Here is a 22,697-nt window from a genome sequence, read left to right on the forward strand (position 1 = left end):
GGCCCCTCGTTCCGTGTCCGGAGGCCCGGCGGCGCGCCACCGCCCTGGGGGTACTAGGCACCCGGTCGATCCCGGGACAGGATGTCGGCGGCGCCACCCGCGCCCAGACATCCCCTCGGGAGGAGAACCACCCATGCCCCACCCCATCTCTCGGCGGCGCCACGCTGCCCTCGCGACCGTCGTCGGCCTGACCACGGCCCTCGCGACGCTCGCCGGAACGGGCGGCGCCGCCACGGCCGGCGTCGACGACGTACCGTCCACCCCCGTGCCGATCAGCGCTCCCGACGGCACCGTGATGAGCTACGTCCTCAACGCCGAGGTCGCCGATCCCGGCCAGACGCGCCTGCTCGAGCGCGCCGTCCGGCGCGCGGACGGCGTGGTCGTCCAGTCGTGGCCCCAGATCGGCGTCGTCGTCGCGCACTCCGACCGCTCGGCCTTCCGCACCACGGTGCGCGACGCGGCCGGCAACGCGCTCGAGTCGGTGGGCGCGACCCGCACCGTCGGGGTCTCCGAGGGCACCCCCGAGGGCGTCGCGTCGCCGTGGGGACCGGGCGCGTCGGACTACAAGAGGCTCGACCGGAAGGACGACCGGGGCGACGTGGGCAGCGAGCCCACGACGGTGACGCCGGAGCCGCGCGAGGTCGAGCAGTGGGACATGCGCATGATCAAGGCCGACCAGGCCCACCGGATCAACGACGGCGACCGCGACGTCCTCGTCGGCGTGCTCGACAGCGGCATCGACGCCGATCACCCCGACCTCGCCGCGAACATCGACGAGGAGAGCTCGGTCAACTGCAGCGACGCCGGCCGGCCGGACCGCTCCGCCACGGGGTGGCAGCCGACCACCAGCGACCACGGCACGCACGTCGCCGGCACCATCGCCGCGCCGCGCAACGGCATCGGCATCGTCGGCGTCGCCCCGGGTGTGCGGATGGCCTCGGTCAAGGTCGTCAACGACGACGGGTTCATCTACCCCGAGTACGCGGTCTGCGGCTTCGTCTGGTCCGCGATGCAGGGGATGGACGTCACCAACAACAGCTACTACGTCGACCCGTTCATGTACTACTGCGAGGACCAGCCCGACCAGTACGCCGCCAAGGAGGCCGTCCGGCGCGCGGTCGCATGGTCGACCGAAAAGGGCGTCGTGCACGCTGCCGCGGCGGGCAACGCCGCCACGGACCTCGCGACCAACACGACCGACGCCACGAGCCCCGACGACAGCACCCCGATCACCCGCACGATCAACGAGGGGTGCCACGACATCCCCGCCGAGCTCGAGGGCGTCGTGACCGTGTCCTCGATGCAGCGCTTCCCGGCGGGCACCGACGAGAGCCGCCTCTCGAGCTTCTCCAACCGCGGGCTCGGCGTCATCGACGTGGCGGCCCCCGGCTCCTCGATCCTCTCGACGATCGTGCGCGACAACGGGTACGGCCTCAAGAGCGGTACGTCGATGGCCTCGCCGCACGTCGCCGGGGTCCTGGCCCTCATGAAGTCGGCCCACCCGGGGCTGACGCCGGCCGAGATGGTCGCGCGGCTGCGGGCGCAGGCAGACGACAAGCCGTGCGGCACGACCACCGCGGGCGCGGCCTGCGTCGGCACCCCGGAGAACAACAGCTACTTCGGTGAAGGCGTTGTCGACGCCCTCGACGCCGTGAGCTGACCAGGGACGACAGCCACACAGGGCGGCCCCACCGGAGCACCGGTGGGGCCGCCTGTGGCCCCTGGTCAGCCGGGGATGTTGCGGGGGTCGTGGCCGTAGGTGCTGCGCTGGTGGATCGTGCCGTCGAGGTTGCGGACGATGTGCTCGACCTTCCTCTCCCGGGCCTCGTCACGACCCACCTGCACGGCCTCCTCCTTGCGGTCGTACTCCCCGGGAAGGTCCTCCAGGGCCTCGATCCGATTGCGCCACGTGCCGTCCGAGTGGTACGTCTCGACGTCTCCAGCAGGCATTTGGTACGTCCTCTCCGGCGGCGCGGCCGCCCTCGTCCTCGTCCCGGTCCTCGGAGCGAGCACGTACCCGTCGCCGGGTCCGACGATGTGGCGGTGCTGCGCATGCTGCGACAGAAGCCGGTCCCCCAGCGCCGGATCCCGGGCGCCGACAGCGACGCGCAGGACGTCCCGGTGGTCGTCGAGGTGCAGCAACCCGCCGCCGCCGTCGGCCTCGCGAAGGTGTTCCCCCAGGACCGGTTCCCCTTCCCCTGCGAGGCGGTCGCGCGGCGTTGGGCGGACGACATCGCCACGTTGGGGATCGACTGCTTCGTCGTCGAGCAGGACGGGGCAGTGGTCGGGTTCGCCGCTGTCCGCGCGGACGAGCTCATGCACTTCGGTATCGCGCTCGAACGGTGGGGGACAGGTGCCGCTCAGGACGCGCACGACGCCGTCCTCGACCGGATGAGCGGGCAAGGAGTCACGCGCGTGGCTACGAGTCTTCACCGACAACGAACGTTGCGGCGCTTCTACGAGCGACTGGGTTGGACGCCGACGGGGGAGCGCAGCCACAGCACGTTCCCGCCCTACGCGGAGCTCCTTCGCTACGAACAAGGACTCACGAGCTCGACGGCCTGACGACTTCCGGGCACGCTTTGGGTGCCGTCCTCGCACCCTCCGAGGATTCTGACCGGGGCTCCCACAGACCGAGCGGTGCGGTGAAGCGGCACGAGGCGCTGGCTCCGCTTCGCCCGGCGGGTGCGGACCCTGCACCGTCGGAGCACGCACAACCACGACGAGGCCAGCGCCGTGCGGTCTAACGGCATCCCGGACGTGCCACCGGCCCCGCCCGGTGATGCTGCGGCGGGGTGTGGGGCGAGGTCATGGTCGGCGGGGTCGCGGGACGGTGGGCCGATGGGATGGATCGGGTGGTCCGATCCGACTCGTGCCGGTGTGGTCGCGTCGGTAGTGGTGGCCGTGGGGGCTGGTCCACTCGAACGCTCCTGGTTCGACTGCTCGGTAGTGCCAGGTGGTGTGGGTCTTGAGGCGGTGGTGGGTGCGGCACAGGGCGGCGAGGTTGTGGGTCGCGGTGGGGCCGGGTTGATGTCGGTCTTGTGCGTCGGCGTGGTGGTCGTAGGCGATGACGTGGTCGATGTCGCAGCTGCGGGCGGGGCGGCTGCACCAGGGGAAGACGCAGGTACGGTCGCGCAGGATGACCTGTTCGCGGATCCGGTCGGGGATGGCATAGCCCGGGGCGGTCAGGTCGGTGTTGAGGTCGATGACCGGTTTGACGGTGACCTTGGTGCGGGTATCGGCACACCAGCTCCTGAGCTGGTCGAGCAGCAGCAGCCGCTGGCGCTCCTCGAGCCGGCCGGTCGGCTCGAACAGCGTCTCGCCGTCCGGGGTGAACGCCGCGTCGAAGTGGGCGTGCAGCACCACCTCCCGGGCGGCGGGCAGACCGTCCACGTTCCGGCGCGTGTCGCCGCGAGCGGCGTTGGTGATGCTCGTGTCGCCGCTGTGCATGCTCTGGGTGTGGAGGTCGAGAGCGGTCTGGGTGCGGGCCAGGTCGCCGAGCGCGGCGGCGCGGCGGGCGTCGAGCGACACGGTGGAGCCGAGGGCCTTCAACGTCTCGGCGCCGTGGGCCAGGGCGCGGTCGAGGTCGAGGGCGTCGGCGATGTCGAGCTCGGCCTCGAGGCGCATGGTGCCGGCGTAGTGCACGTCCTCGTCGTGGACGGTGGCGTGGCGTGGGTCGACGGTGAGGTGGCCGTCCTCGGGGTCGGCGGTGGGGTCCGGTGTGGCGAGGTGGTGGCGGGTGATGGCTTCGGTCACGAGCCGGTCCAGCTGTGCGGGTCCGACCTTGCCGGCGACGGCGGCGATCTGGGTGTCGACCCAGCGTGCTGCGTCGACGGTGAGCGCCGGGGTGGCGTGGATGGTGGCCTCGGCGACGGCGCGGGCTCGCCATGGCGGCACGGCTCCGGCGTGGACCTGTGCCCAGAGCCGTGGCAGGCGGTGCCGCAGCTCGAGGGCGTGCCCGACCAGCCGTTTGGCCGCGGTGGTCGAGACACCCAGCACCGCGCCGAGCTCGGCGATGCAGAACTCCGCCACCAGGGGGCACCCGTCGCCGGCGATGGGCTCCTCGTGCTCGCACGACGGCACGGTGAAGGTCGCGGCGGCGTGGATCGACTCCGGCGGGTGCAGGTCGGCCCACCGGGTCGCGAGGTCGAGCTGGCGAGCCGCGGCGGCGTTCTCCGCCACACGCGCCTCACGGGCCGCGGACAGCAGCTCGGCGGCGGTGAGGTCCTCCACCTCAACCGCCTCGGATGCCGCCGATTGCTCGATCATGTGTTCGAGTCTAGGTGCCGCCACCGACAGCGGTCATGTCCTAGGCGACGTCTGTGGAACGTTGCCGCGCCTCGCTCGTCGCCATCGGCCAGGTTCGGCACGGGCGCCGCCTCACCGCTCGTGGGCACGACGGTGACCATCCCGGCAACGTCACGGCCGTCTCCCCCGGGAGCGGGTCTTCGGACTCAACATCCAACCCCGACTCGGGTGCGGCCGACACCGACCTCACGGCGCACACCGCCTCCGACGGCCTCTTCGTCCGTCAGGCCGGCAGCACGGTGATCGCGACCCCGGCTCGTACCGCGAGGCGCGGGTGGGTGAGTGAACTCGCCGGCGCGGCGCAGGCGCAGGTGCAGCCCGCCGACAGAACCGTCGTGGTCCAGGAGGTCCCGCCGGTCGTCGCGACGACCTCGGCGTCGTGGCGGCCGTCCGCCTCGAGAGAGGGTCCCCCAGGGGAAGCTCTACACCTCTCGGGCGCCTTCACCGTCATGAACGCGTTCTCCACCACCGACAGCGGACACGGCTCGAACGACGTCTTTGGAACGTCGCCGCGCCCGCCCCTCGTCGGTTGCTTCGCCCACTGGACGGCGCGCCAGGGCTCGCCCTCAGCAGGCGCTCGCCTGCGCCACCAGGCGCAGCTGGCGGCGGCGGTGGTTGACCGCCTCCACGGTGAAGATCGCGAGCGCGACCCACACCAACCCGAAGCCGATCCAGCGACTGGCGGGCATGGGCTCGTGGAACACCAGGAGGCCGAGGGCGAACTGGATCGTCGGCGCGAGGTACTGCAGCAGGCCCAGCGACACCATCGAGACGCGGATCGCGGCCGCACCGAAGAGCATGAGCGGGACCGCGGTGATGATGCCGGTGGTGGTGATCAGCAGCGCGTGCCCCACGCCGTGGCTGCCGAAGTTCGACCGCCCGTCGGCGACCAGCCACAGCACGTACGCCGCCGCGACCGGCGCCAGGACCAGGGTCTCCAGCGTGATGCTCTCGACCGCGTCGACGGCCGCCTGCTTCTTGAGCAGGCCGTAGGTCCCGAAGCTGAAGGCGAGCACGAGCGCGACCCACGGCGGTCGTCCGTAGTCGAGGGCGAGGACGACGACCGCGACGAACGCGATCGCCATCGCCGTCCACTGGAGGCGGCGGAGCCGCTCGCCGAGGACCAGGACGCCCATGAGCACGGTGACCAGGGGGTTGATGAAGTAGCCGAGCGACGTCTCGACGACGCGGCCGTTGTTGACGCCCCAGATGTAGCCGCCCCAGTTGACCGAGATCACGACGGCCGCGCCACTGATCAGCAGCACCTTCCGGCGATCGCGCAGCACCGACCGGAGCTGGCCGACGCGTCGCCACAGGACCAGGACGAGCGCCATCGTCACGAGCGACCAGAGGATCCGGTGCGCCAGCAGCTCGATGGCCCCGGCCGGCTCCAGGATCGTCCAGTAGAGCGGGAAGACACCCCAGAGGACGTAGGCCAGGGCGCCGACGATCAGTCCGCGACGGCTATCTGGCACTCCGGGAGTCTAGGGCCGCGTCCTCGCCTACGATGGAGCGGTCCCGGGGTTGGGACCCGGGACCCAGTCATCGTCTCTCGAGGGGGAAACACCATGCGGACCTTCCGCGTCCTGGCGGCGTTCGTCGCCGCGCTGCTCGTCTCCGGTGCGCTCAGCACGGGCGCCACAGCCGGCTCGCTGCCCAAGCGCATCATCGACGAGGTCCCGCCGGCCACCAAGCAGGTCTCCTACAACGCCTTCAAGCTCAAGGGCACGGTCATGGAGCCGCAGGTCGACGGCACCCTGCTGCCGTACGCCAACCAGAAGGTGAAGATCCTCAAGAAGAAGTGCGGCAGCTGCAAGTGGAAGACGGTCAAGAGGATCAAGACCAACGACGCCGGCGTGTTCAAGACCCGCATCTACGCCCCGGAGAAGGGCCGCTGGAAGTGGCGCTCCAAGGTCGACCACTCCAACGGCTACGGCAACACCAAGGGCCGGGTCTGGACGCTCTACTTCCGCTGAGCGCCGCTCACCACCCCACCTGCAGGACCTGGACGATCAGATGATCGTCCAGGTGTCGCCACCGCCGATCAGCGCCGCCAGACGAGCGGCGCGGTCGGCGGTGGCGTCGTCTCCGGCGCCGATCGCCGACGTGGTGGAGCCCATGGCGGTGGCCACCTGCTGGCGGGCCTGGTCGTCGTACGTCGGGCGCTCGACCTGCCGGAAGATGCCGATCGGCGAGGTGTTCAGGTAGCCCGCGTCGGTGAGGCGGGAGATCGCGAACGCCATCGTCGGGTCGGGGTTGTGCGCGTCGTGCACGAGGATGTCGGCCGCGTCCACGTCGGCGGTGGCGACGACCGTGACGCCCCCGCTCGCGGCGTCGCGCACCAGCGCCTTGGAGCCGTCGACGCCGAAGGTGATCGGCTGGCCGTGGACGAGCGGGATGATCGCGTCCGCCCGCGTGTCGGGGGACTTGATCGCGTCGAACGCGCCGTCGTTGAAGATCGGGCAGTTCTGGTAGATCTCGACCAGCGACGTGCCGCGGTGCGCGGCCGCGGCGGCCAGCACGCTGGTGAGGTGCTTGCGGTCGGAGTCGATGGTCCGGGCCACGAACGACGCCTCGGCGCCCAGGGCGAGCGACACCGGGTTGAACGGGTGGTCCAGCGAGCCCATCGGCGTCGACTTGGTGACCTTGCCGGTCTCCGACGTGGGGGAGTACTGACCCTTGGTGAGCCCGTAGATCCGGTTGTTGAACAGCAGGATCGTCATGTTGACGTTGCGGCGCAGGGCGTGGATCAGGTGGTTGCCGCCGATCGAGAGAGCGTCGCCGTCGCCGGTGACGACCCAGACCGAGAGGTCCTCGCGGGCCGTCGCGATGCCGGTCGCGATCGACGGCGCGCGGCCGTGGATCGAGTGCATGCCGTAGGTGTCGAGGTAGTAGGGGAACCTCGAGGAGCAGCCGATGCCCGAGACGAAGACGATGTTCTCGCGCCGCAGGCCGAGGTCGGGCAGGAAGGACTGCACGGCCTTCAGCACGGCGTAGTCACCGCAGCCCGGGCACCAGCGCACCTCCTGGTCGGAGGTGAAGTCCTTGCCGGTCTGCGGCTGGTCGGCCGCCGGCACCAGCTCGGTGCCGGAGCGGAGGCCGGGGAGGCCGAGGTCGGTCGTCATCAGATGTGCTCCTTCTGGCTGGGCTCGCCCCACACGCCCAGGTCGATCTCGGTGCCCTCGGCCTGACCCACCAGCTCGCCGATCGCGTGCGCGAGCTCGGTGGCCTTGAGGGGCAGTCCGCGGACGTGGTTGTAGCCGACGGCGTCGACGAGGTACTTCGCGCGCAGCAGCAGCGAGAGCTGGCCGAGGTTCATCTCCGGCACGAGCACCTTGTCGTAGCGCTTGAGGACCTCGCCGAGGTTGCTCGGGAAGGGGTTGAGGTGGCGCAGGTGCGCCTGGGCGACGTGGTAGCCGGCCTTGCGCACGCGGCGCACGCCGGCGCCGATCGGGCCGTAGGTCGACCCCCAGCCGAGGACGAGCACCTTCGCCTCGCCCGACGGGTCGTCGACCTCGACCGGCGGGATCGTGTCGGCGATGCGGTCGACCTTGGCCTGGCGGGTGCGGACCATGAAGTCGTGGTTGCCGGGGTCGTAGGAGATGTTCCCGTGGCCGTCACCCTTCTCGAGACCGCCGATGCGGTGCTCGAGGCCAGGCGTGCCGGGGATGGCCCACGGGCGGGCCAACGTCTGCTCGTCGCGCAGGTAGGGCCAGAACTCGGCCTCGTCACCCTCGCCGTGGTTCTTCTCGCTCGCGAAGGCCGGGTCGATCACGGGGAGCTCGTCGATCGCCGGCACCCGCCACGGCTCGGAGCCGTTGGCGAGGTAGCCGTCGGAGAGCAGCAGCACCGGCGTGCGGTAGGTGACGGCGATCCGGGTCGCCTCCACCGCGGCGGCGAAGCAGTCGCCGGGCGACTGCGGCGCCACGATCGGCACCGGCGCCTCGCCGTTGCGCCCGTACATCGCCTGGAGCAGGTCGGCCTGCTCGGTCTTGGTCGGCAGCCCGGTCGAGGGTCCGCCGCGCTGGACGTCGACGACCACGAGCGGCAGCTCGGTCATCACCGCGAGGCCGATCGCCTCCGACTTCAGCGCCACGCCCGGGCCCGAGGTGGACGTCACGCCGAGGTGCCCGGCGTACGACGCGCCGATCGCCGCGCCGACGCCGGCGATCTCGTCCTCGGCCTGGAAGGTCGTCACGCCGAAGGACTTGTGCTTCGAGAGCTCGTGCAGGATGTCGGAGGCCGGGGTGATCGGATAGGTGCCGAGGAACACCGGGAGCCCGGACTGCACGCCGCCGGCGACGAGGCCGTAGGCCAGCGCCAGGTTGCCGGTGATGTTGCGGTAGGTGCCGGGCGGGAGGGTGGCCGGCTTGATCTCGTACTGGATCGCGAAGGCCTCGGTCGTCTCCCCGAAGTTCCACCCGGCCTTGAAGGCCGCCACGTTGGCGTCGCGGATGTCGGGGACCTTGGCGAAGCGCTTCGCCAGGAAGGTGGTCGTCGGGTCCGTCGGCCGGCCGTACATCCACGACAGCAGCCCGAGGGCGAACATGTTCTTCGCGCGGGCGGCGTCCTTGCGGGAGAGGCCGAACTCCTTGACGGCCGCGACGGTCATGCCGGTGAGGTCGACGGTGTGCAGGGCGTAGTCGGCCAGGTCGTCGCCGTCGAGGGGGTTCTGCTCGTAGCCGGCCTTGGTGAGGTTGCGCGCGGTGAAGTCGTGGGTGTCGACGATGATCGTCGCGCCCTTGTGGAGGTCGCCGAGGTTGGCCCGCAGGGCGGCCGGGTTCATCGCGACGAGCACGTCGGGGGCGTCGCCGGCGGTGAGGATGTCGTGGTCGGCGAAGTGCACCTGGAACGACGAGACGCCGGGCAGCGTCCCCTGGGGCGCGCGGATCTCGGCGGGGAAGTTCGGCAGGGTCACGAGGTCGTTGCCGAAGGCGGCGGTCTCCTGGGTGAACCGGTCGCCGGTGAGCTGCATGCCGTCGCCGCTGTCACCGGCGAACCGGATGACGACGCGGTCGAGCTGCTTGACCTCTTTCTGGGGTGCTACCACAAGGATCAACGATAGCCGCCGCTCCCCCGCCGATCCCGTCCTCCTGACCCGTGGGACGCGCACTCCCGCGTGGCGTGTGACAGGCATCATGCGCGGTGCTCGCGCAGCGCCGTCCGCTGGCTGCGCCTCCGGCCGGGCGCGACGGTTTGCAATCCCCCGCTCAAGCGGGGGATTGCGAACTTCCGGGGGCGTGCAGACCCCAGCAAGTTCGCAGAACCCTCGGCGAGTTCGGCCCGTGCGCGCCCGTACCCACCCGGTCGTACGGCGGCGTGGCGTCCTGAGCGGACTGCCGGACGTCGTCGCCCGACGCTCCGGCGCCGCGGTTGCCAATGCCACGAGCGAGGTGCCGCTCGGCGTCGGCCGCCCGTCACCAGCCGGCCGGCCTGACTGCGAACGCAACCCGTCGCGACACGCGCGGTACGACTTCCGGACCAATGTCAGCCAGCCTCATAAAGTCATGTATGTTACTCGACATTGCTCCCGATCTAGAAAGTCGAGTACCCCTCATGCAGAACCGTTCACGTGCCGCTCTCGCGGCTGCTCTGGTCGGGGCCCTGGCCCTGTCCGCCTGCGCGCCCGGTGGCGCAAGCGGCGCTGACGAGGACGCGGCCAACACCATCCACATCGTCGGTTTCGCCGTTCCCGAGGCCGCGAACAAGAACATCGCCACGGAGTTCGCCAAGACGCCCGAGGGCGAGGGCGTGAAGTTCCAGACCTCCTACGGTCCGTCGGGCGACCAGAGCCGCGCGGTCGCCGCGGGACTGAAGGCCGACTACGTCCACTTCTCGGTGCCCACCGACGTCACCCGGCTCGTCGACGAGGGCCTGGTCGCCGAGGACTGGGACGCCGGCGAGAACAAGGGCGTCGTGTCGCGCTCCGTCGTGGTCTTCGGGGTCCGCGACGGCAACCCGAAGAACATCAGGACGTGGGCCGACCTCGTCAAGCCGGGTGTCGAGATCGTCACCCCGAACCCGGCCTCCTCGGGCGCCGCCCGCTGGAACGCGCTCGCCGCCTACGGACAGGTGATCAGCGACGGCGGCACCGAGGAGGAGGCCACCGAGTACGTCGACAAGTTCTTCGAGAACGTCGTCTCGCTCCCCGGCAGCGGCCGCGACGCGACCACGGCGTTCCTCGGCGGCACCGGCGACGTGCTCATGGCCTACGAGAACGAGGCCATCCTCGCGGCGCAGAACGACGAGCGCTTCGAGTACATCATCCCGGACACGTCGCTGCTCATCGAGAACGCGGGCGCCATCCTCGAGGACGCCTCGGAGCCGTCGCAGGCCTGGCTGGACTTCGTCCTCTCCGACGAGGGGCAGAAGCAGTTCGCGCTGACCGGCTTCCGTCCGATCCGTGACGACGTCGACTACGGCGGCACGGTCGAGGGCGCGGCCGACCCGAGCAACCCGTTCCCGCCCGTGAAGACGCTGCTCACGGTCGACGAGGACTTCGGCGGCTGGGACGAGGTGTCCACGAAGTTCTTCGACGAGGAGGACGGCCTGATCTTCCAGGCGATCCTCGGCGCCGGTCTCTCCCTCGAGTGATCCGACCCGTCACCGCATGACCTCCTTCGAGATCGCCGCGGTCCGGCCGGCGAGGACTCCTCGCCGGTCGGGCCCGCGCTCCACGCTGACGCGGTCGTCGGGCCTCGGGCTCGGCATCGCCATGATCTGGTTCAGCGCGCTGGTCCTGATCCCCCTGGCGGCCGTCGTCGTCACGGCCGTCGACGGCGGCTGGGACGTCTTCTGGTCGACCGTGACCAACGGTCAGACCGCCGCCGCCATCCGCCTCACCGTGCTCACCGCGGTCGGCGTCACCGCCGTCAACGTGGTGATGGGCCCGCTGATCGCCTGGGTCCTCGTGCGCGACCGCTTCTGGGGCAAGTCGGTGCTCGAGGTGATGATCGACATCCCCTTCGCCCTGCCGACGGTCGTCGCCGGCCTGGTGCTGCTGTCGCTCTACGGCCAGGACAGCCCGCTGGGAGTCGACGTCGCGAACACCCGGATGGCCGTCTTCTTGGCGTTCCTCTTCGTGACGCTGCCCTTCGTGGTCCGGATGGTCCAGCCGGTGCTCGAGGAGCTCGACCGCGACGTCGAGGAGGCCGCGGCCTCGCTCGGGGCAAGTCGGTTCACCACGGTCCGCCGCATCGTGCTGCCGAGCCTCGCGCCGGCCATCGCCGCCGGTGCCGCCCTGTCCTTCGCCCGCGGCGTCAGTGAGTACGGCTCGCTCGTGCTGCTGTCGGGCAACCTCCCCTTCAAGACCGAGGTCACGTCCGTGCGCATCCTGAGCAGCATCGAGAACGACAACGTCCCCGCGGCCGCCGCCGTCGCCACGGTGCTGCTGGCCATCTCGCTGGCCGTGATCGTGCTGCTCGACGTCATCCAGAGGCGGGTGGCTGCCCGTGGCTGACACCCTGGTCCACGCGGTGCCCGACCCGGCCCCCCTCGAGGAGCATCGGCGGGCCCCGCGGGTGCGCCGGACGCCCACGACGTACGTCCTCCGGTTCGTCGCGACCGCGTACCTGTTCCTCCTCGTCGCCTGGCCGGTCTCGCTGGTCGTGGTCAACACCTTCGACGACGGCTTCGGCTCGATCGGCTCGCTCCTGGCGGACCCCGACATGGTGGTCGCCCTCCAGCTGAGCGCGTACGTCGCCGTGTGGTCGGTGGTCATCAACACGCTCTTCGGCGTCGGCATCTCGCTGCTGCTGGTGCGCTACGAGTTCCCCGGCAAGCGGCTGCTCAACGCCCTGCTCGACATCCCGCTGTCGGTCTCGCCGATCGTGGTCGGCCTCGCGCTGGTCCTCGTCTACGGCGGACGCAACGGTTGGTTCGGCCCCACGCTGGCCGGGTGGGGGTTCCAGGTCATCTTCTCCACCCCCGGCATCATCATGGCCACGACCTTCGTGGCGCTGCCGTTGATGATCCGGGAGATCGTGCCGGTGCTGGAGGAGGTCGGCATCGAGCAGGAGCAGGCCGCCGAGAGCCTCGGTGCGAGCGCCGCGCAGCGCTTCTGGCGCATCACCCTGCCCTCGATCAAGTGGGGCATCGTCTACGGCGTCGTGCTGACCCTGGCGCGCTCGCTCGGCGAGTTCGGCGCGGTGAAGGTGGTCTCGGGCAACGTGCTGGGCCAGACCCGCACCGCCACCTTGGCGGTCGAGGAGAAGTACCTCAACTTCGACCCGCAGGGTGCCTATGCGACCGCCTTCCTCCTCGCCATGGTGTCGGTCGCCTGCATCGTCGTCGTCGCCATCATCCGTCCCAAGAACCACGCCTGAGCCACGCCTCGGGCCCCCAGAACCCGCGAAAGGTCACCCCATGAGCATCGAAGTGACTGGGCTGAACAAGAAGTTCGGCGACTTCGTCGCGCTCGACGACGTCAACGTCACCATCCCGACCGGCCAGCTCACCGCGCTGCTCGGCCCGAGCGGCGGCGGCAAGTCGACCCTGCTGCGCATCATCGCCGGCCTGGAGAAGTCCGACACCGGCACCGTCACCATCGAGGGCGTGGACGCGACCGACCTGCCGGCGCAGAAGCGCAACGTCGGCTTCGTGTTCCAACACTACGCGGTCTTCAAGCACATGACGGTTGCGAAGAACGTCGCCTTCGGCCTGGAGATCCGCAAGCGCCCCAAGGACGAGATCGAGCACCGGGTGCAGGAGCTCCTCAAGCTGGTGCACCTGTCCCAGTTCTCGCACCGCCTGCCGTCCCAGCTCTCCGGTGGCCAGCGCCAGCGCATGGCGCTGGCGCGCGCGCTGGCCGTGGAGCCGTCGGTGCTGCTCCTGGACGAGCCGTTCGGCGCGCTGGACGCCAAGGTCCGCAAGGAGCTGCGGGACTGGTTGCGGCGCCTGCACGACGACGTGCACGTGACCACCGTGTTCGTCACCCACGACCAGGAGGAGGCCCTCGAGGTCGCGGACGAGATCGTCGTGATCAACGAGGGCCGGGTCGAGCAGGTCGGCACCCCCGACCAGCTCTACGACGAGCCGGCCAACGACTTCGTGATGTCGTTCCTCGGCGAGGTCACCCACTTCGGTGGCGTGTCGCTGCGCCCGCACGACATCGAGCTGGAGACCTCGCCGAAGCTCGCCGGCAGCGTCGAGGGCACGGTGCACCGCCTGGTCCGCATCGGCTTCGAGGTGCGGCTCACCGTGCTCACGGTCGACGGGGACGAGGTCGCCGTGGTGGTCACGAGGGCGCACGCCCGGGCCCTCCAGCTGCGCGAGGGCAGCACCGTGTGGCTCACGCCCGCGGCCGGCGCGACCGTCGTCCCGCGGATGGCGGCCGCGGTCTGACCCGCGTCGTCGAGGCCCGAAATGGGGACCACCCCCGGCGGAGCGCCGGGGGTGGTCTCGTCGGGGTCGCGGGTCAGGCGCGAGCGTCGTGACGGTGCGCGTCGTCGTCGTAGAAGTCGCGGCTGCCCGACTTGGCCAGTCCGCGGCTCACCATGTAGCCGATGGTCAGGAGCGTGACGTAGAACCACGCCTCCTGCGCACCGAAGTCGGTGGAGTCGACCATGGCGGAGGCGATGAGCACGGCCAGCACTGCCGCCACGTAGGCGATCAGCTCGGTCGTCTTGAACGACGCCTTGGTCTCGGTCGAGAGGCGCCGAGCACCGTAGGTGGTGTTCGTGTCCCGAGCACCGGTGTTGACGTTTCCAGACATGGTTGTCTTGCCCGCTTTCATGGGATGGGGTGCCGGAGGGAGGGTCCCCTCCGGCGCTGCAGCACCGTTCGTACCCTCCGTCCAGCCCCCCATTCGGCCCGACCACTCGCGCGGGTGCGACGAACGGGTGTGTCAAAGCCCACTACCGTGACCCCGGTGGAGATCACCACCCGCGTCAGGTCCGGCCAGGGCGACTTCATGCTCTTCGCGATCACGCCGCCGAGGCGATCGACGCCCGCCGAGCGGCTCCCGGAGATCGCGCGTGCCACGATCGAGCGGCTGGACCACCTCGACCTCGACGGACTGATCCTCTACGACATCGACGACGAGGCGTCGCGCAACCCGGTCGAGCGGCCGTTCCCCTTCAGCCCGACCGTCGACCCGTCCGCCTACCGGGCAGAACACCTGAGGGCGTGGCGGACGCCGGCCGTCGTCTACCGGGCGGTGGGGAAGTACCAGCCGGACGAGCTGCGGAGGTGGCTCGCCGAGCAGGATCCCGAGCGGACGCTGACCGTGCTGGTCGGCGCTCCCTCCAGCAGCGCCACGGCCCCGGTGTCCCTCGCCGAGGCCCAGTTGCTGCGGGCCGAGGTCAACCCGGGGCTGCTGCTCGGAGGAGTGGCGATCCCGGAACGGCACAGCCGCCGCGAGGACGAGCACCTGCGGCTGATCGCCAAGCAGGCCGCGGGCTGCCGGTTCTTCGTGTCACAGGTGGTCTACGACCTCAACGCCGCCAAGAACCTCGTCTCCGACTACCGCTACGAGTGCCAGGCCCGCGGGTTGTCCCCCGTCCCGATCGTGTTCACGTTCTCGGTGTGCGGCTCGATGAAGACCCTCGAGTTCCTCCGCTGGCTCGGCGTCGGGGTCCCCCGGTGGATCGAGAACGACCTCCGGCACTCGACCAACCCGCTGGGTGCCTCCCTGGAGCAGGCACAGGCGGTGGCCGTCGAGCTCATCGACTTCTGTCGCCGCCTCGGCGTGCCATTCGGGCTCAACGTGGAGAGCGTCTCGATCCGCCGCGAGGAGATCGACGCCTCCGTGGACCTCGCTGCCCGGCTGACCGCCTACCTGCGCGCGTAGTCGGGCCTGGCCGGGAGACCGCCCGCACATGGACCGACTCGAAAGTGCCGGTGCGCCGGACGGGACGGGCCAACCGCTCCGGTTCGCCGGGTCGCGCCAGGCGGACGTCGTACGTCGGCACGCGCCCGGCTCCCGTCACGCCGGGGGAGCACACGAGCCGTCAGTCGGTGGTCACCGGGTCGCCCGCCGTCTCGCCCTCGGCGGCCTCGGCGATCGCGCCGTCAGGAGCGGGCGCGTCACCCGCCTGGCCGCCGCTCCGTCCCAGTGTCACGGCCAGGGCCGCCGCGGCGCCGCCGACGGCCAGGCCGCCGATCGCCCACGAGGGCCCCCACTCCTCCCTGCCCAGCAACGCGTCGACCGAGAGGTCTCCGGGACCGGCATCGATCAACGCCGTCAGGGCGGCGATGAGCACGGCGTTGTACTCCCAACCGCCCTGCGCCGCCCAGGGTCCGTTGGGCTTGTGCACCTTGTGGATCGCCGTCGCCATCGTGCCGATGAGTCCCGCCGCGGCGGCAGGAGTCGCCGCCCCGAGCACCACGAGGGCACCGCCCGCCGTCTCGGTGACCCCGGCCGCAACGGCGTTCGCCCGCGTGGGACGCATGTCGAGCGCGCCCATCATCTCCTCGGTGCCACCGAGGCCGGGCCCGCCGAACCAGCCGAAGAGCTTCTGTGTGCCGTGCCCGACGAACAGCCCGCCGATCACCGCTCGTGCCACCAGTCGTCCGACCTGCATGGGAGCCTCCTCCTCTAGGGAAGCAGGAGAAGTACCCGCGTCGGCCGCCCGTCATCCGCTGACCCGCGCTCCTCGCGAACGGGAGGAGGGCGCCAGGGCAACAGCCCCGACGCCCTCCGAGAACCCCCGTGTCAGCCCCGCTTGGAGACGACCCTCACGGTCGCCTTCGGCGACCGGGACCGCGCGAGCGTCGTGGACCCGAGGAACTTCGCTCGCACCTTGTGCGTGCCGACCCTCCAGTTCGGCAGCTTGAGGGAGACTCTGCCTCCGCTCAGGGTGACCGTCCGGTAGGCCCTGCCGTCGACGTTGAGGCGCACCTTGCCGTTCACCGTTGCTGCGGCGGAGGTGACCGTGACGACCGCGCGGGCGCGCTTGCCGACCTGCACGGTCGCCGGCCGGACCTCGAGCGTGGTGGTCGTCGCCGCCTTCACCACGCCCGGATCCGTGGGGGCTGGCGCCGTCGGCGTCGGCGCGGTGGGACTCGGGGTGGTCGTCGGGTCCGGCGTGGTCGCCACGATGGTGTCGCGGTAGGGGGTGAGCAGGACGGGGCCCATCAGGCCGGCGTTCTGCCAGGCGGGCATCTGGTAGTTGCTGTCCCCGGTGGACCGGACGGCGTTGAACATCGTGGTTGCGACGCGCACGACCACGGTGTTCGCGCCGGCGTCCAGGTTCCTGCCGAGGTCGATGCGGCTCCGGTCGGCTTGGTCGACCGGGACCTCGACGCCGTTGACCGTGACCGTGACGCTGTCGAGGACTGCACCGAGGTCGAGGTAGGCGCCGTCCTGACCGCTCCACGTGCGGGGCAGGTCCACCCTCGCCGTGTAGGTGCCGATGCCGGAGGACTGGCTCAGGTTGACCGGGGTGAGGATGTCGCGCCAGGACGGCAGCTTCCCGTTGTCGCCGGCGGTGATGGTGAACGGCGGCTGGTCGGTCTTCGTGGTCGTGTACTGGTTGGCACCGGGCGTCCATGTCTGCGCGTCGAGCGTCCACGTGCCGAGGGCCTGGGCCGGTGCGACCCCGGTGACGTCGGTGGTCCGCCTGATGCCGTTGGACAACGTGGTGGCGTAGCTGCCGTCGGCGGTCGCGCGGAGCACCAGGTCCTGGCGGCCTGCCGCCATGACCTCGGCGCCGTCGCCGCCGGTGACGTCGACGGCGTGCACGCGGAGGCCTGGTACCGGCGCCGCGGTGTTGCCGGCGACGGCCAGGATGACGGCGTCGTGGGCGGGCACCTCCACGGGCACGGTGACGGTGCCGTTGCCGGCGTCGGTGGCGTACCGCGCGACGGGCGTGATGGCGCCGGTCGTGGTGTCGAGCAGGTAGGGCTGACCGGAGCCCGTGAGCTCCAGCTCGGTCTCCACTGCGGCGCCGCTGCGGTTGTAGACGAAGTTGTACGTCACTCCGGATGCCTGGCGGCGGACGAGCCCGAGTGCCTCGGTGGGCCGGGTGGGAGTCACCGCGGGACGGATGCCCGCGGCGGCGAGCGCGGCCGGGAGGTCAGGCTCGGCTGCCACTCGAACCACGGACGGCTGGGCGAGGAGCTCCGCCACGACATCGGCGAGAGCGCCGCCGCCGGGCTTCGCGCCCGGGGTGGTGGTGGGAGCGTCCCCGACGACGAACAGCTTGAGGCCGTCCCTCGCCAGGGCCGCGAGGGTCCGGGCGTCGTCGACCGACATGGTGACCTGGTTGTTCAGCACCAGGGCCTTCTGGTCGGAGGTGTCACCGAAGAGGCCGCCGTCGGCCTCCACGGCCACGCCGTCGAGGAAGTCCGGGGCGACGTAGTCGTAGGTGTAGCCGGCCTTCGAGGTCGCGGAGGCGGTGCCGAGGAGGTGCTGCACGGGGCCCTGGGCTCCGACGCTGTCACCGAGCAGGCCGTACTCGTCGTAGTAGACGCCGAGGTCGACGACGGCTCGCCCCTGCTGGAGGACGAGCTGCGTGCGGGCGAGGGTGTCGTTGACCTTCGCGTAGTCGGGCCACGAGGCCTGACGGGGGCCGAACTCGTCGTTGACGTTGATGACGCCGAAGATGTCCCAGGGGTGGTAGCCCGGCCACGTCCCGCCGTCGCGACCCGAGGTGCCGACACCGGCCGGAGCGTCACGGTAGGGGTAGCCGTGCCAGACGACCTGGTTCACGCCACCGGCGTACGACTTGTACACCGAGTCGAGGAGGCCTTGGGAGTACTTGCCGCCGACCGCGGTGCCGTCACCACCCTGACCGAACTGGCCGGGGACGCTCGGACCCGCGAGGCTGGAGCGGAACCCGCCCTGGAAGATGGCGCAGCACTCGACCGAGACGACGTTGCGGCCGGCGACGTGCGCGCCGCCCGCGACGACGCGGTAGTTCTGCTCTGCGCCGAGGTTGTTCCTCGCCGCACCGAAGTTGAGCGACTCGCCCTCGGGGATGCCGGTCTCGGCGGCGGCAACGCCGGAGTGGATCGGGGTGCCGTACGCCTGGGCGCGGAAGTCGAGGCCGTGACTGCTGGCCCAGCGCTGCATGGTCTTGACGTAGCGGTGCGTGTACAGGTCCGACATGGTCGCGCGGTAGTCCTCACGGACCTTCGCTCCCACGTCGGCGAGCTCGAACGCGGGCGTGCCGGTGCCTTGGAGGCCGGAACCCAGGAGCGCCGGAAGGAGCAGCGTCGGGTCGTAGCCGCGCAGGGCGGTGAACTCGTCGAGGAAGCCCCAGGTCCACTTCTGCGAGGTGTGCAGCTCGAGCGAGTCCTCGAACACGGCGCCGGATCCGATCTCGTCCAGGTTCGCCCGGACGGCGTCGGTGAGGATGTGCTCGTCCCAGAAGCTGCCCTGGATGCGGGCGCCGCCGCGGCTCCAGTGGTCGACGACGTAGTTGGGCTGCGTGGCTGTGTAGCCGCCCGACTGGGCGATGAGACCCGAGGCGGTCTGCTTGAGGTCGAGCACCACCCAGGGGTTTCCGTTGCCGGTCGGGAAGGTGTGGTCCAGCGCCCCGCCGGTGACCTTGCCGGTCACGTCGACCACGGAGTCGGGGACCAGTGCGATGGAGCCGGTGGTCGCGGCGCTGCACGCGCTCGCGCACTGCGCGACCAGCGTCTTGAGGCGGGTGGACTTCGCGGTGTTGACCACCGGCTCGGCGAGCAGGTGCACGTCCTTCACGGCCGAGACCGAGAGGTCGCCGCACGTGGCGGTGCGGTCGCCGAGCCCGGTGACCACGACCTTCTCCGCAGTCGGGCCGGTGCCGACGGTGATGGTGTCGCCGGGAGCCATGCCGCCGAGCTTCTCGACCCTCAGGACCTCGTCGCCGGTGTTCGCGATGCCGCACAGCTTGGTCGTGACCGACGGTGGCGCGGTCGTGGTGGCCGGCAGGGCACCGGTGCGGCTGGTGCCGGCCGGGTTGAACTCTCGGCCGTAGATCAGTTGTTGCTCGGCCTCGGGCTGGTTGAAGCTGTTGAGCGTCGGGACGGTGGCCGGGTACTGCGGGCCGAGGTTCTGGTCGACCACCAGCCCGAGCCTGGCGGCCTCGTCGGTGATGACCTCCATCTTGTGCGCCCACGCTGGTGTTCCCCACCCGTACTGTGCGAGGAAGGCGTTGGACTGGTTGCCGGCCCCCGGGACGATGAACGGCGCGACCTCCACGCCGCCTGCGCCGGCGGCGGCCATGTCACGCAGCTCGGTGCGCAGTTGCTCGTCGTCGGTGTACGCCAGTGGCATCCACCAGCGGTACATCGGTCGGACGCTCGACGGTGGATCCGCGAACGTCGCAGCATCCAGTCGCGTGCCCTGGACCGAGGGGACAGGTGCCGCCGGAGCGGCGCTCGCGCTGCCGGGTCCGCTGACCACGGCGGTGGGCGCCACGGCGGCGAGCACGGACAGCGACGCCAGCGCCGCCAGCAGCGAGCGACCTCGCGCCGGACGGGATGGGAGTTGGAACATGACTACCTCGGGGGTGAGTGCGAAGTGAAAGGTTTCAAGTGACAAGTGACACAGTAGGTCCGCGCGGGTCGATAAGCAACGGGGAGTTGCTTGCGGCGACGTGGGCGCGCCGGCGGTCCAGACCGGCTGGCTGGCGTCTGGGCACGACAGAGGCGTGCTGGCGTGCAGGCGGATGCGAGACTCGCGGCGTGAGCACCGCGCGGAGTGGAGCAACGGACGCACCCCCGACGGGGCCCAGCGACGCGTCGATCATCGAGGCCGGGCGCCGCAGGCGCGGCCGAGCGCTCGAGGACGCGATCCTGGATGCAGCCCACGACGAGTTCGCCGAGCACGGCTGGGAAGGGTTCACCGTCGAAGCCGTAGCCCTGCGCTCCGGCGCGGCCAAGTCCGTCATCTACCGCCGATGGCGTAACCGCGTCGACCTCGCTCTCGCCGTGCTCGAGCGCGCCAACGTGCCCGCACCTGGAGCCTCGATGGACGGCCACGGCATCCGAGCGGACCTCCTCGAGTTCCTCACCGGCATGGCTCGCTTCCTCCGGACCCCGTTCGGCGCGGCAGTGCGAGGGGTCGAGAGAGACGGCGACGTCGACGGGCGCGTCAGCATCTTCCACGGCGACGCGCAGGTGGCGATCGTGCAGGACATCGTCGATCGCGCCGTCGCTCATGGCGAGCTGGACCACCAACCTTCAGTGCTGGCCATGAACCTCGGTCATGCCATCGTCATGAGCGAGTTCGTCCGGTTGCACCGCCCGCCGGACGACGACGCGTTGGCCGAGCTCGTCGACACGATCTGGCTGCCCGCGCTACGACACACGACACGCAGCGCGCCGGGCTCGGACTGACGCCGCACCACGGCCGGACGAGTAGTGGGATGGACGAGAACACCCTCCCCGCGCTGCACGGAGCCCGGTCGAGACGTGACCACCTATGGGAGCTCCACGCTCACAGCGGCGTGGCTCAGCGGTAGTTGGTGAACTGCACCGCGAAGTCGTAGTCCTGGGCCTTCACCAGCTGCTGCACGGCCTGGAGGTCGTCGCGCTTCTTCGACGAGACGCGCAGCTCCTCGCCCTGCACCTGCGCCTTGACGCCCTTCGGGCCCTCGTCGCGGATGAGCTTGGAGATCTTCTTCGCGTCCTCGGAGGTGATGCCCTCCTTGAGCACGATGTCGATCTTGGAGACCTGGCCCGACTGGCGCGGCTCGGAGGCGTCGAGGATCTTCAGGCTCTGGTTGCGCTTGATCAGCTTGTCCTGGAAGACGCTGAGCACGGCGCTGGCGCGGTCGTCGGCCGAGGCGGTGATCTCGATCGCCTTCTCGCCCTTCCACTCGATGGACGCGCCGGTGCCCTTGAAGTCGAAGCGGGTGGCGATCTCGCGGGCCGCCTGGCTGAGCGCGTTGTCGACCTCCTGGCGGTCCAGCTTGCTCACGATGTCGAAGCTCGAGTCAGCCATTCTGTGCCTCCTTGGGGGCCTTCCGCCGGGTCCCCCCGGCGATTCGTGGTGGTGTCGCTGCCTTGCTATTGTTCCGCACGGCCCGGCAGGTTGCCCGAGCGGCCAAAGGGAGCTGACTGTAAATCAGCCGGCATTGCCTACAGAGGTTCGAATCCTCTACCTGCCACTGGACGGATCCCGATCCAGTCGCGAGACCCCCGTACGATGTGCGGGGGTCTCGTGCGTCGGGGGCCCGGCTGGTTGACTGCGGACGTGAGCGCCCCCTCCGCACCCGGTGACGCGTGGCTCGACGCGGAGTGCCGGCGCCTGCTGGACTTCGGCCGCCGGGTCGTGCACCCGCTCGGGGGTGCTGCATGGCTCGGCGACGACGGCTCGCCCGACCTCGACCGGCCCGTCCACACCTGGATCACGAGCCGCATGGTGCACGTGTACGCACTCGGGTCGCTGCTCGGGGTCGAGGGCTGCGCCGAGATCGCGAGCGCTGCCCTCGAGGGGCTGCGCACCACCCTGCGCGACGCCGAGCACGGCGGCTGGTTCGGCGCCGTCGGCCCGGACGGCGACCCCGTCGCCGGCCCCGGTGGCGCGTCCAAGTCCTGCTACGCGCACGCCTTCGTGATGCTCGCCGGCTCGACCGCCGTGGTCGCCGGCCTGCCTGGCGGCGAGGACGTGCTCGCCGACGCCGCCGACGTCTTCGAGCGGCGATTCTGGGACGAGGGCCCCGGTCGCGTCGTCGACGAGTGGGACCGGGCGTGGACCGACGCCCTGCCCTACCGCGGCCTCAACTCCACGATGCACGCAGTGGAGGCGATGCTCGCCGTGGGCGACGTCACCGGCGATGCGGTGTGGCACCGGCGCGCCGGCCGCCTGTCCGGCCTGGTGCTGGACCTCGCGGCGGCCCACGACGGTCGGCTCCCCGAGCACTTCCGAGCCGACTGGTCGGTCGACCTCGAGCTGAACCGCGACCGGCCCGACGACCCCTTCAAGCCCTACGGGGCCACGGTCGGCCACGCCCTCGAGTGGTCGCGGCTGCTGCTCCACCTCGAGGCCACCCTCGGCCCGGCGGCGCCCGCCGGCCTGCTCGACACCGCCCGCCTGCTGTTCGAGCGGGCGGTCGCGGACGGCTGGCACGCGGACGGGGCGCCGGGCTTCGTCTACACCACCGACTGGGAGGGCCGGCCGGTCGTCCGGCAGCGCATGCACTGGGTCGCCGCCGAGGCGGTCGCGGCCGCGGCGGCGCTGCACCGGCGCACGGGCGAGGGCGGCTACGCCGACTGCTACCGCCGCTGGTGGGCGTACGCGGCGCAGCACCTGGTCGACCTCGAGCAGGGGTCGTGGCACCACGAGCTCGACGCGGCGAACCGGCCGCAGGCGAGCGTGTGGCCGGGCAAGCCCGACCTCTACCACGCGGTGCAGGCCACGCTCCTCCCGCGCCTGGCGCTCGCGCCGAGCCTGGCGAGCGGTCTCGCGGCCGTGGTGCGCGTGCCGGGCGCCGCGGCGCCACCGGCATGATGGAGGC

Annotated in this window: 19 protein-coding genes and 1 tRNA gene; 11 read left to right on the forward strand and 9 right to left on the reverse strand. The window is 71.0% G+C overall.

Going from position 1 to position 22,697, the window contains the following annotated elements:
* Window positions 1–133: 133 nt before the first annotated feature.
* Complete coding sequence (locus J3P32_RS10870) at window positions 134–1,660, forward strand: S8 family peptidase (RefSeq protein ID WP_210439776.1); 1,527 nt, start codon at window positions 134–136, stop codon at window positions 1,658–1,660.
* A 65-nt stretch (window positions 1,661–1,725) separates the two neighbouring features.
* Here the strand turns inward: J3P32_RS10870 and J3P32_RS10875 are convergent, their stop codons facing one another.
* Window positions 1,726–1,950, reverse strand: coding sequence for a DUF2188 domain-containing protein (locus J3P32_RS10875; protein ID WP_210439777.1), 225 nt, complete (start codon window positions 1,948–1,950; stop codon window positions 1,726–1,728).
* Window positions 1,951–2,052: 102 nt separating this feature from the next.
* On the opposite strand from J3P32_RS10875, the gene J3P32_RS10880 reads away from it, so the two are divergent.
* Window positions 2,053–2,565 carry a GNAT family N-acetyltransferase gene (locus tag J3P32_RS10880; protein ID WP_246850984.1) on the forward strand — a complete coding sequence of 171 codons (513 nt, stop codon included), beginning with the start codon at window positions 2,053–2,055 and terminating at the stop codon, window positions 2,563–2,565.
* A 243-nt stretch (window positions 2,566–2,808) separates the two neighbouring features.
* Here J3P32_RS10880 and J3P32_RS10885 read toward each other — a convergent pair whose 3' ends face one another.
* Window positions 2,809–4,269 carry an HNH endonuclease signature motif containing protein gene (locus tag J3P32_RS10885; protein WP_210439779.1) on the reverse strand — a complete coding sequence of 487 codons (1,461 nt, stop codon included), beginning with the start codon at window positions 4,267–4,269 and terminating at the stop codon, window positions 2,809–2,811.
* 605 nt (window positions 4,270–4,874) lie between these two features.
* Window positions 4,875–5,783 carry an EamA family transporter RarD gene (gene rarD, locus J3P32_RS10890; protein ID WP_210439780.1) on the reverse strand — a complete coding sequence of 303 codons (909 nt, stop codon included), beginning with the start codon at window positions 5,781–5,783 and terminating at the stop codon, window positions 4,875–4,877.
* 93 nt (window positions 5,784–5,876) lie between these two features.
* On the opposite strand from rarD, the gene J3P32_RS10895 reads away from it, so the two are divergent.
* Window positions 5,877–6,284 carry a hypothetical protein gene (locus J3P32_RS10895; protein WP_210439781.1) on the forward strand — a complete coding sequence of 136 codons (408 nt, stop codon included), beginning with the start codon at window positions 5,877–5,879 and terminating at the stop codon, window positions 6,282–6,284.
* 36 nt (window positions 6,285–6,320) lie between these two features.
* Here the strand turns inward: J3P32_RS10895 and J3P32_RS10900 are convergent, their stop codons facing one another.
* Entirely contained in the window at window positions 6,321–7,433 is a 1,113-nt protein-coding gene (locus J3P32_RS10900; RefSeq protein WP_210439782.1) for a 2-oxoacid:ferredoxin oxidoreductase subunit beta, read from the reverse strand.
* Window positions 7,433–9,358: a 2-oxoacid:acceptor oxidoreductase subunit alpha gene (locus J3P32_RS10905; protein WP_307861660.1), complete on the reverse strand. Its 1,926-nt coding sequence runs from the start codon at window positions 9,356–9,358 to the stop codon at window positions 7,433–7,435. Before J3P32_RS10905 ends, J3P32_RS10900 begins: the two co-directional genes overlap by 1 nt.
* Before the next feature lie 506 nt (window positions 9,359–9,864).
* On the opposite strand from J3P32_RS10905, the gene J3P32_RS10910 reads away from it, so the two are divergent.
* The 4 genes from J3P32_RS10910 to J3P32_RS10925 are packed head-to-tail and all read left to right on the forward strand — an operon-like array spanning window position 9,865 to window position 13,650.
* A complete protein-coding gene (locus J3P32_RS10910) occupies window positions 9,865–10,902 on the forward strand; it encodes a sulfate ABC transporter substrate-binding protein (protein ID WP_210439784.1) in 1,038 nt (345 codons plus the stop codon).
* 16 nt (window positions 10,903–10,918) lie between these two features.
* Window positions 10,919–11,767 (forward strand): sulfate ABC transporter permease subunit CysT, encoded by an 849-nt coding sequence (gene cysT, locus J3P32_RS10915; RefSeq protein WP_210439785.1) that lies wholly within the window; start codon window positions 10,919–10,921, stop codon window positions 11,765–11,767.
* Window positions 11,760–12,632, forward strand: coding sequence for a sulfate ABC transporter permease (locus tag J3P32_RS10920; protein ID WP_307861661.1), 873 nt, complete (start codon window positions 11,760–11,762; stop codon window positions 12,630–12,632). The genes cysT and J3P32_RS10920 overlap by 8 nt, the downstream gene beginning before the upstream one ends.
* 40 nt (window positions 12,633–12,672) lie before the next feature.
* Complete coding sequence (locus tag J3P32_RS10925; protein WP_210439786.1) at window positions 12,673–13,650, forward strand: sulfate/molybdate ABC transporter ATP-binding protein; 978 nt, start codon at window positions 12,673–12,675, stop codon at window positions 13,648–13,650.
* Between the two features lie 73 nt (window positions 13,651–13,723).
* Here the strand turns inward: J3P32_RS10925 and J3P32_RS10930 are convergent, their stop codons facing one another.
* Entirely contained in the window at window positions 13,724–14,020 is a 297-nt protein-coding gene (locus tag J3P32_RS10930) for a hypothetical protein (RefSeq protein ID WP_210439787.1), read from the reverse strand.
* A 156-nt stretch (window positions 14,021–14,176) separates the two neighbouring features.
* On the opposite strand from J3P32_RS10930, the gene J3P32_RS10935 reads away from it, so the two are divergent.
* Window positions 14,177–15,097, forward strand: a complete 921-nt coding sequence (locus J3P32_RS10935; protein WP_307861662.1) for a methylenetetrahydrofolate reductase — start codon at window positions 14,177–14,179, stop codon at window positions 15,095–15,097.
* Window positions 15,098–15,257: 160 nt separating this feature from the next.
* Here J3P32_RS10935 and J3P32_RS10940 read toward each other — a convergent pair whose 3' ends face one another.
* Both J3P32_RS10940 and J3P32_RS10945 read right to left on the reverse strand, forming a co-directional pair.
* Entirely contained in the window at window positions 15,258–15,830 is a 573-nt protein-coding gene (locus tag J3P32_RS10940; RefSeq protein ID WP_210439788.1) for a DoxX family protein, read from the reverse strand.
* 131 nt (window positions 15,831–15,961) lie between these two features.
* Window positions 15,962–19,732: a glycosyl hydrolase gene (locus tag J3P32_RS10945; protein WP_282593979.1), complete on the reverse strand. Its 3,771-nt coding sequence runs from the start codon at window positions 19,730–19,732 to the stop codon at window positions 15,962–15,964.
* Between the two features lie 188 nt (window positions 19,733–19,920).
* Between J3P32_RS10945 and J3P32_RS10950 the strand changes: the two genes are divergently transcribed.
* Complete coding sequence (locus J3P32_RS10950) at window positions 19,921–20,574, forward strand: TetR/AcrR family transcriptional regulator (protein ID WP_210439790.1); 654 nt, start codon at window positions 19,921–19,923, stop codon at window positions 20,572–20,574.
* Between the two features lie 115 nt (window positions 20,575–20,689).
* Here J3P32_RS10950 and J3P32_RS10955 read toward each other — a convergent pair whose 3' ends face one another.
* Entirely contained in the window at window positions 20,690–21,181 is a 492-nt protein-coding gene (locus J3P32_RS10955; RefSeq protein ID WP_210439791.1) for a YajQ family cyclic di-GMP-binding protein, read from the reverse strand.
* An 84-nt stretch (window positions 21,182–21,265) separates the two neighbouring features.
* Here J3P32_RS10955 and J3P32_RS10960 point away from each other — a divergent pair.
* Together J3P32_RS10960 and J3P32_RS10965 are read left to right on the forward strand one after the other, a co-directional pair.
* A tRNA-Tyr gene (locus tag J3P32_RS10960) sits at window positions 21,266–21,347 on the forward strand.
* An 86-nt stretch (window positions 21,348–21,433) separates the two neighbouring features.
* Window positions 21,434–22,690, forward strand: a complete 1,257-nt coding sequence (locus tag J3P32_RS10965; RefSeq protein WP_307861663.1) for an AGE family epimerase/isomerase — start codon at window positions 21,434–21,436, stop codon at window positions 22,688–22,690.
* The last annotated feature ends 7 nt before the right edge of the window (window positions 22,691–22,697 follow it).

The organism is Nocardioides xinjiangensis, from assembly GCF_017916385.1.
Classification (GTDB): domain Bacteria; phylum Actinomycetota; class Actinomycetes; order Propionibacteriales; family Nocardioidaceae; genus Nocardioides; species Nocardioides xinjiangensis.

Coding starts and splice junctions, on each gene's coding strand:
- J3P32_RS10930 (WP_210439787.1), bottom strand. CDS start 14,020: ATGTCTGGAAACGTCAACACCGGTGCTCGGGACACGAACACCACCTAC.
- J3P32_RS10885 (WP_210439779.1), bottom strand. CDS start 4,269: ATGATCGAGCAATCGGCGGCATCCGAGGCGGTTGAGGTGGAGGACCTC.
- J3P32_RS10955 (WP_210439791.1), bottom strand. CDS start 21,181: ATGGCTGACTCGAGCTTCGACATCGTGAGCAAGCTGGACCGCCAGGAG.
- J3P32_RS10875 (WP_210439777.1), bottom strand. CDS start 1,950: ATGCCTGCTGGAGACGTCGAGACGTACCACTCGGACGGCACGTGGCGC.
- J3P32_RS10870 (WP_210439776.1), top strand. CDS start 134: ATGCCCCACCCCATCTCTCGGCGGCGCCACGCTGCCCTCGCGACCGTC.
- J3P32_RS10895 (WP_210439781.1), top strand. CDS start 5,877: ATGCGGACCTTCCGCGTCCTGGCGGCGTTCGTCGCCGCGCTGCTCGTC.
- J3P32_RS10900 (WP_210439782.1), bottom strand. CDS start 7,433: ATGACGACCGACCTCGGCCTCCCCGGCCTCCGCTCCGGCACCGAGCTG.
- J3P32_RS10880 (WP_246850984.1), top strand. CDS start 2,053: ATGCTGCGACAGAAGCCGGTCCCCCAGCGCCGGATCCCGGGCGCCGAC.
- J3P32_RS10925 (WP_210439786.1), top strand. CDS start 12,673: ATGAGCATCGAAGTGACTGGGCTGAACAAGAAGTTCGGCGACTTCGTC.
- J3P32_RS10945 (WP_282593979.1), bottom strand. CDS start 19,732: ATGTTCCAACTCCCATCCCGTCCGGCGCGAGGTCGCTCGCTGCTGGCG.
- cysT (WP_210439785.1), top strand. CDS start 10,919: ATGACCTCCTTCGAGATCGCCGCGGTCCGGCCGGCGAGGACTCCTCGC.
- J3P32_RS10910 (WP_210439784.1), top strand. CDS start 9,865: ATGCAGAACCGTTCACGTGCCGCTCTCGCGGCTGCTCTGGTCGGGGCC.
- J3P32_RS10940 (WP_210439788.1), bottom strand. CDS start 15,830: ATGCAGGTCGGACGACTGGTGGCACGAGCGGTGATCGGCGGGCTGTTC.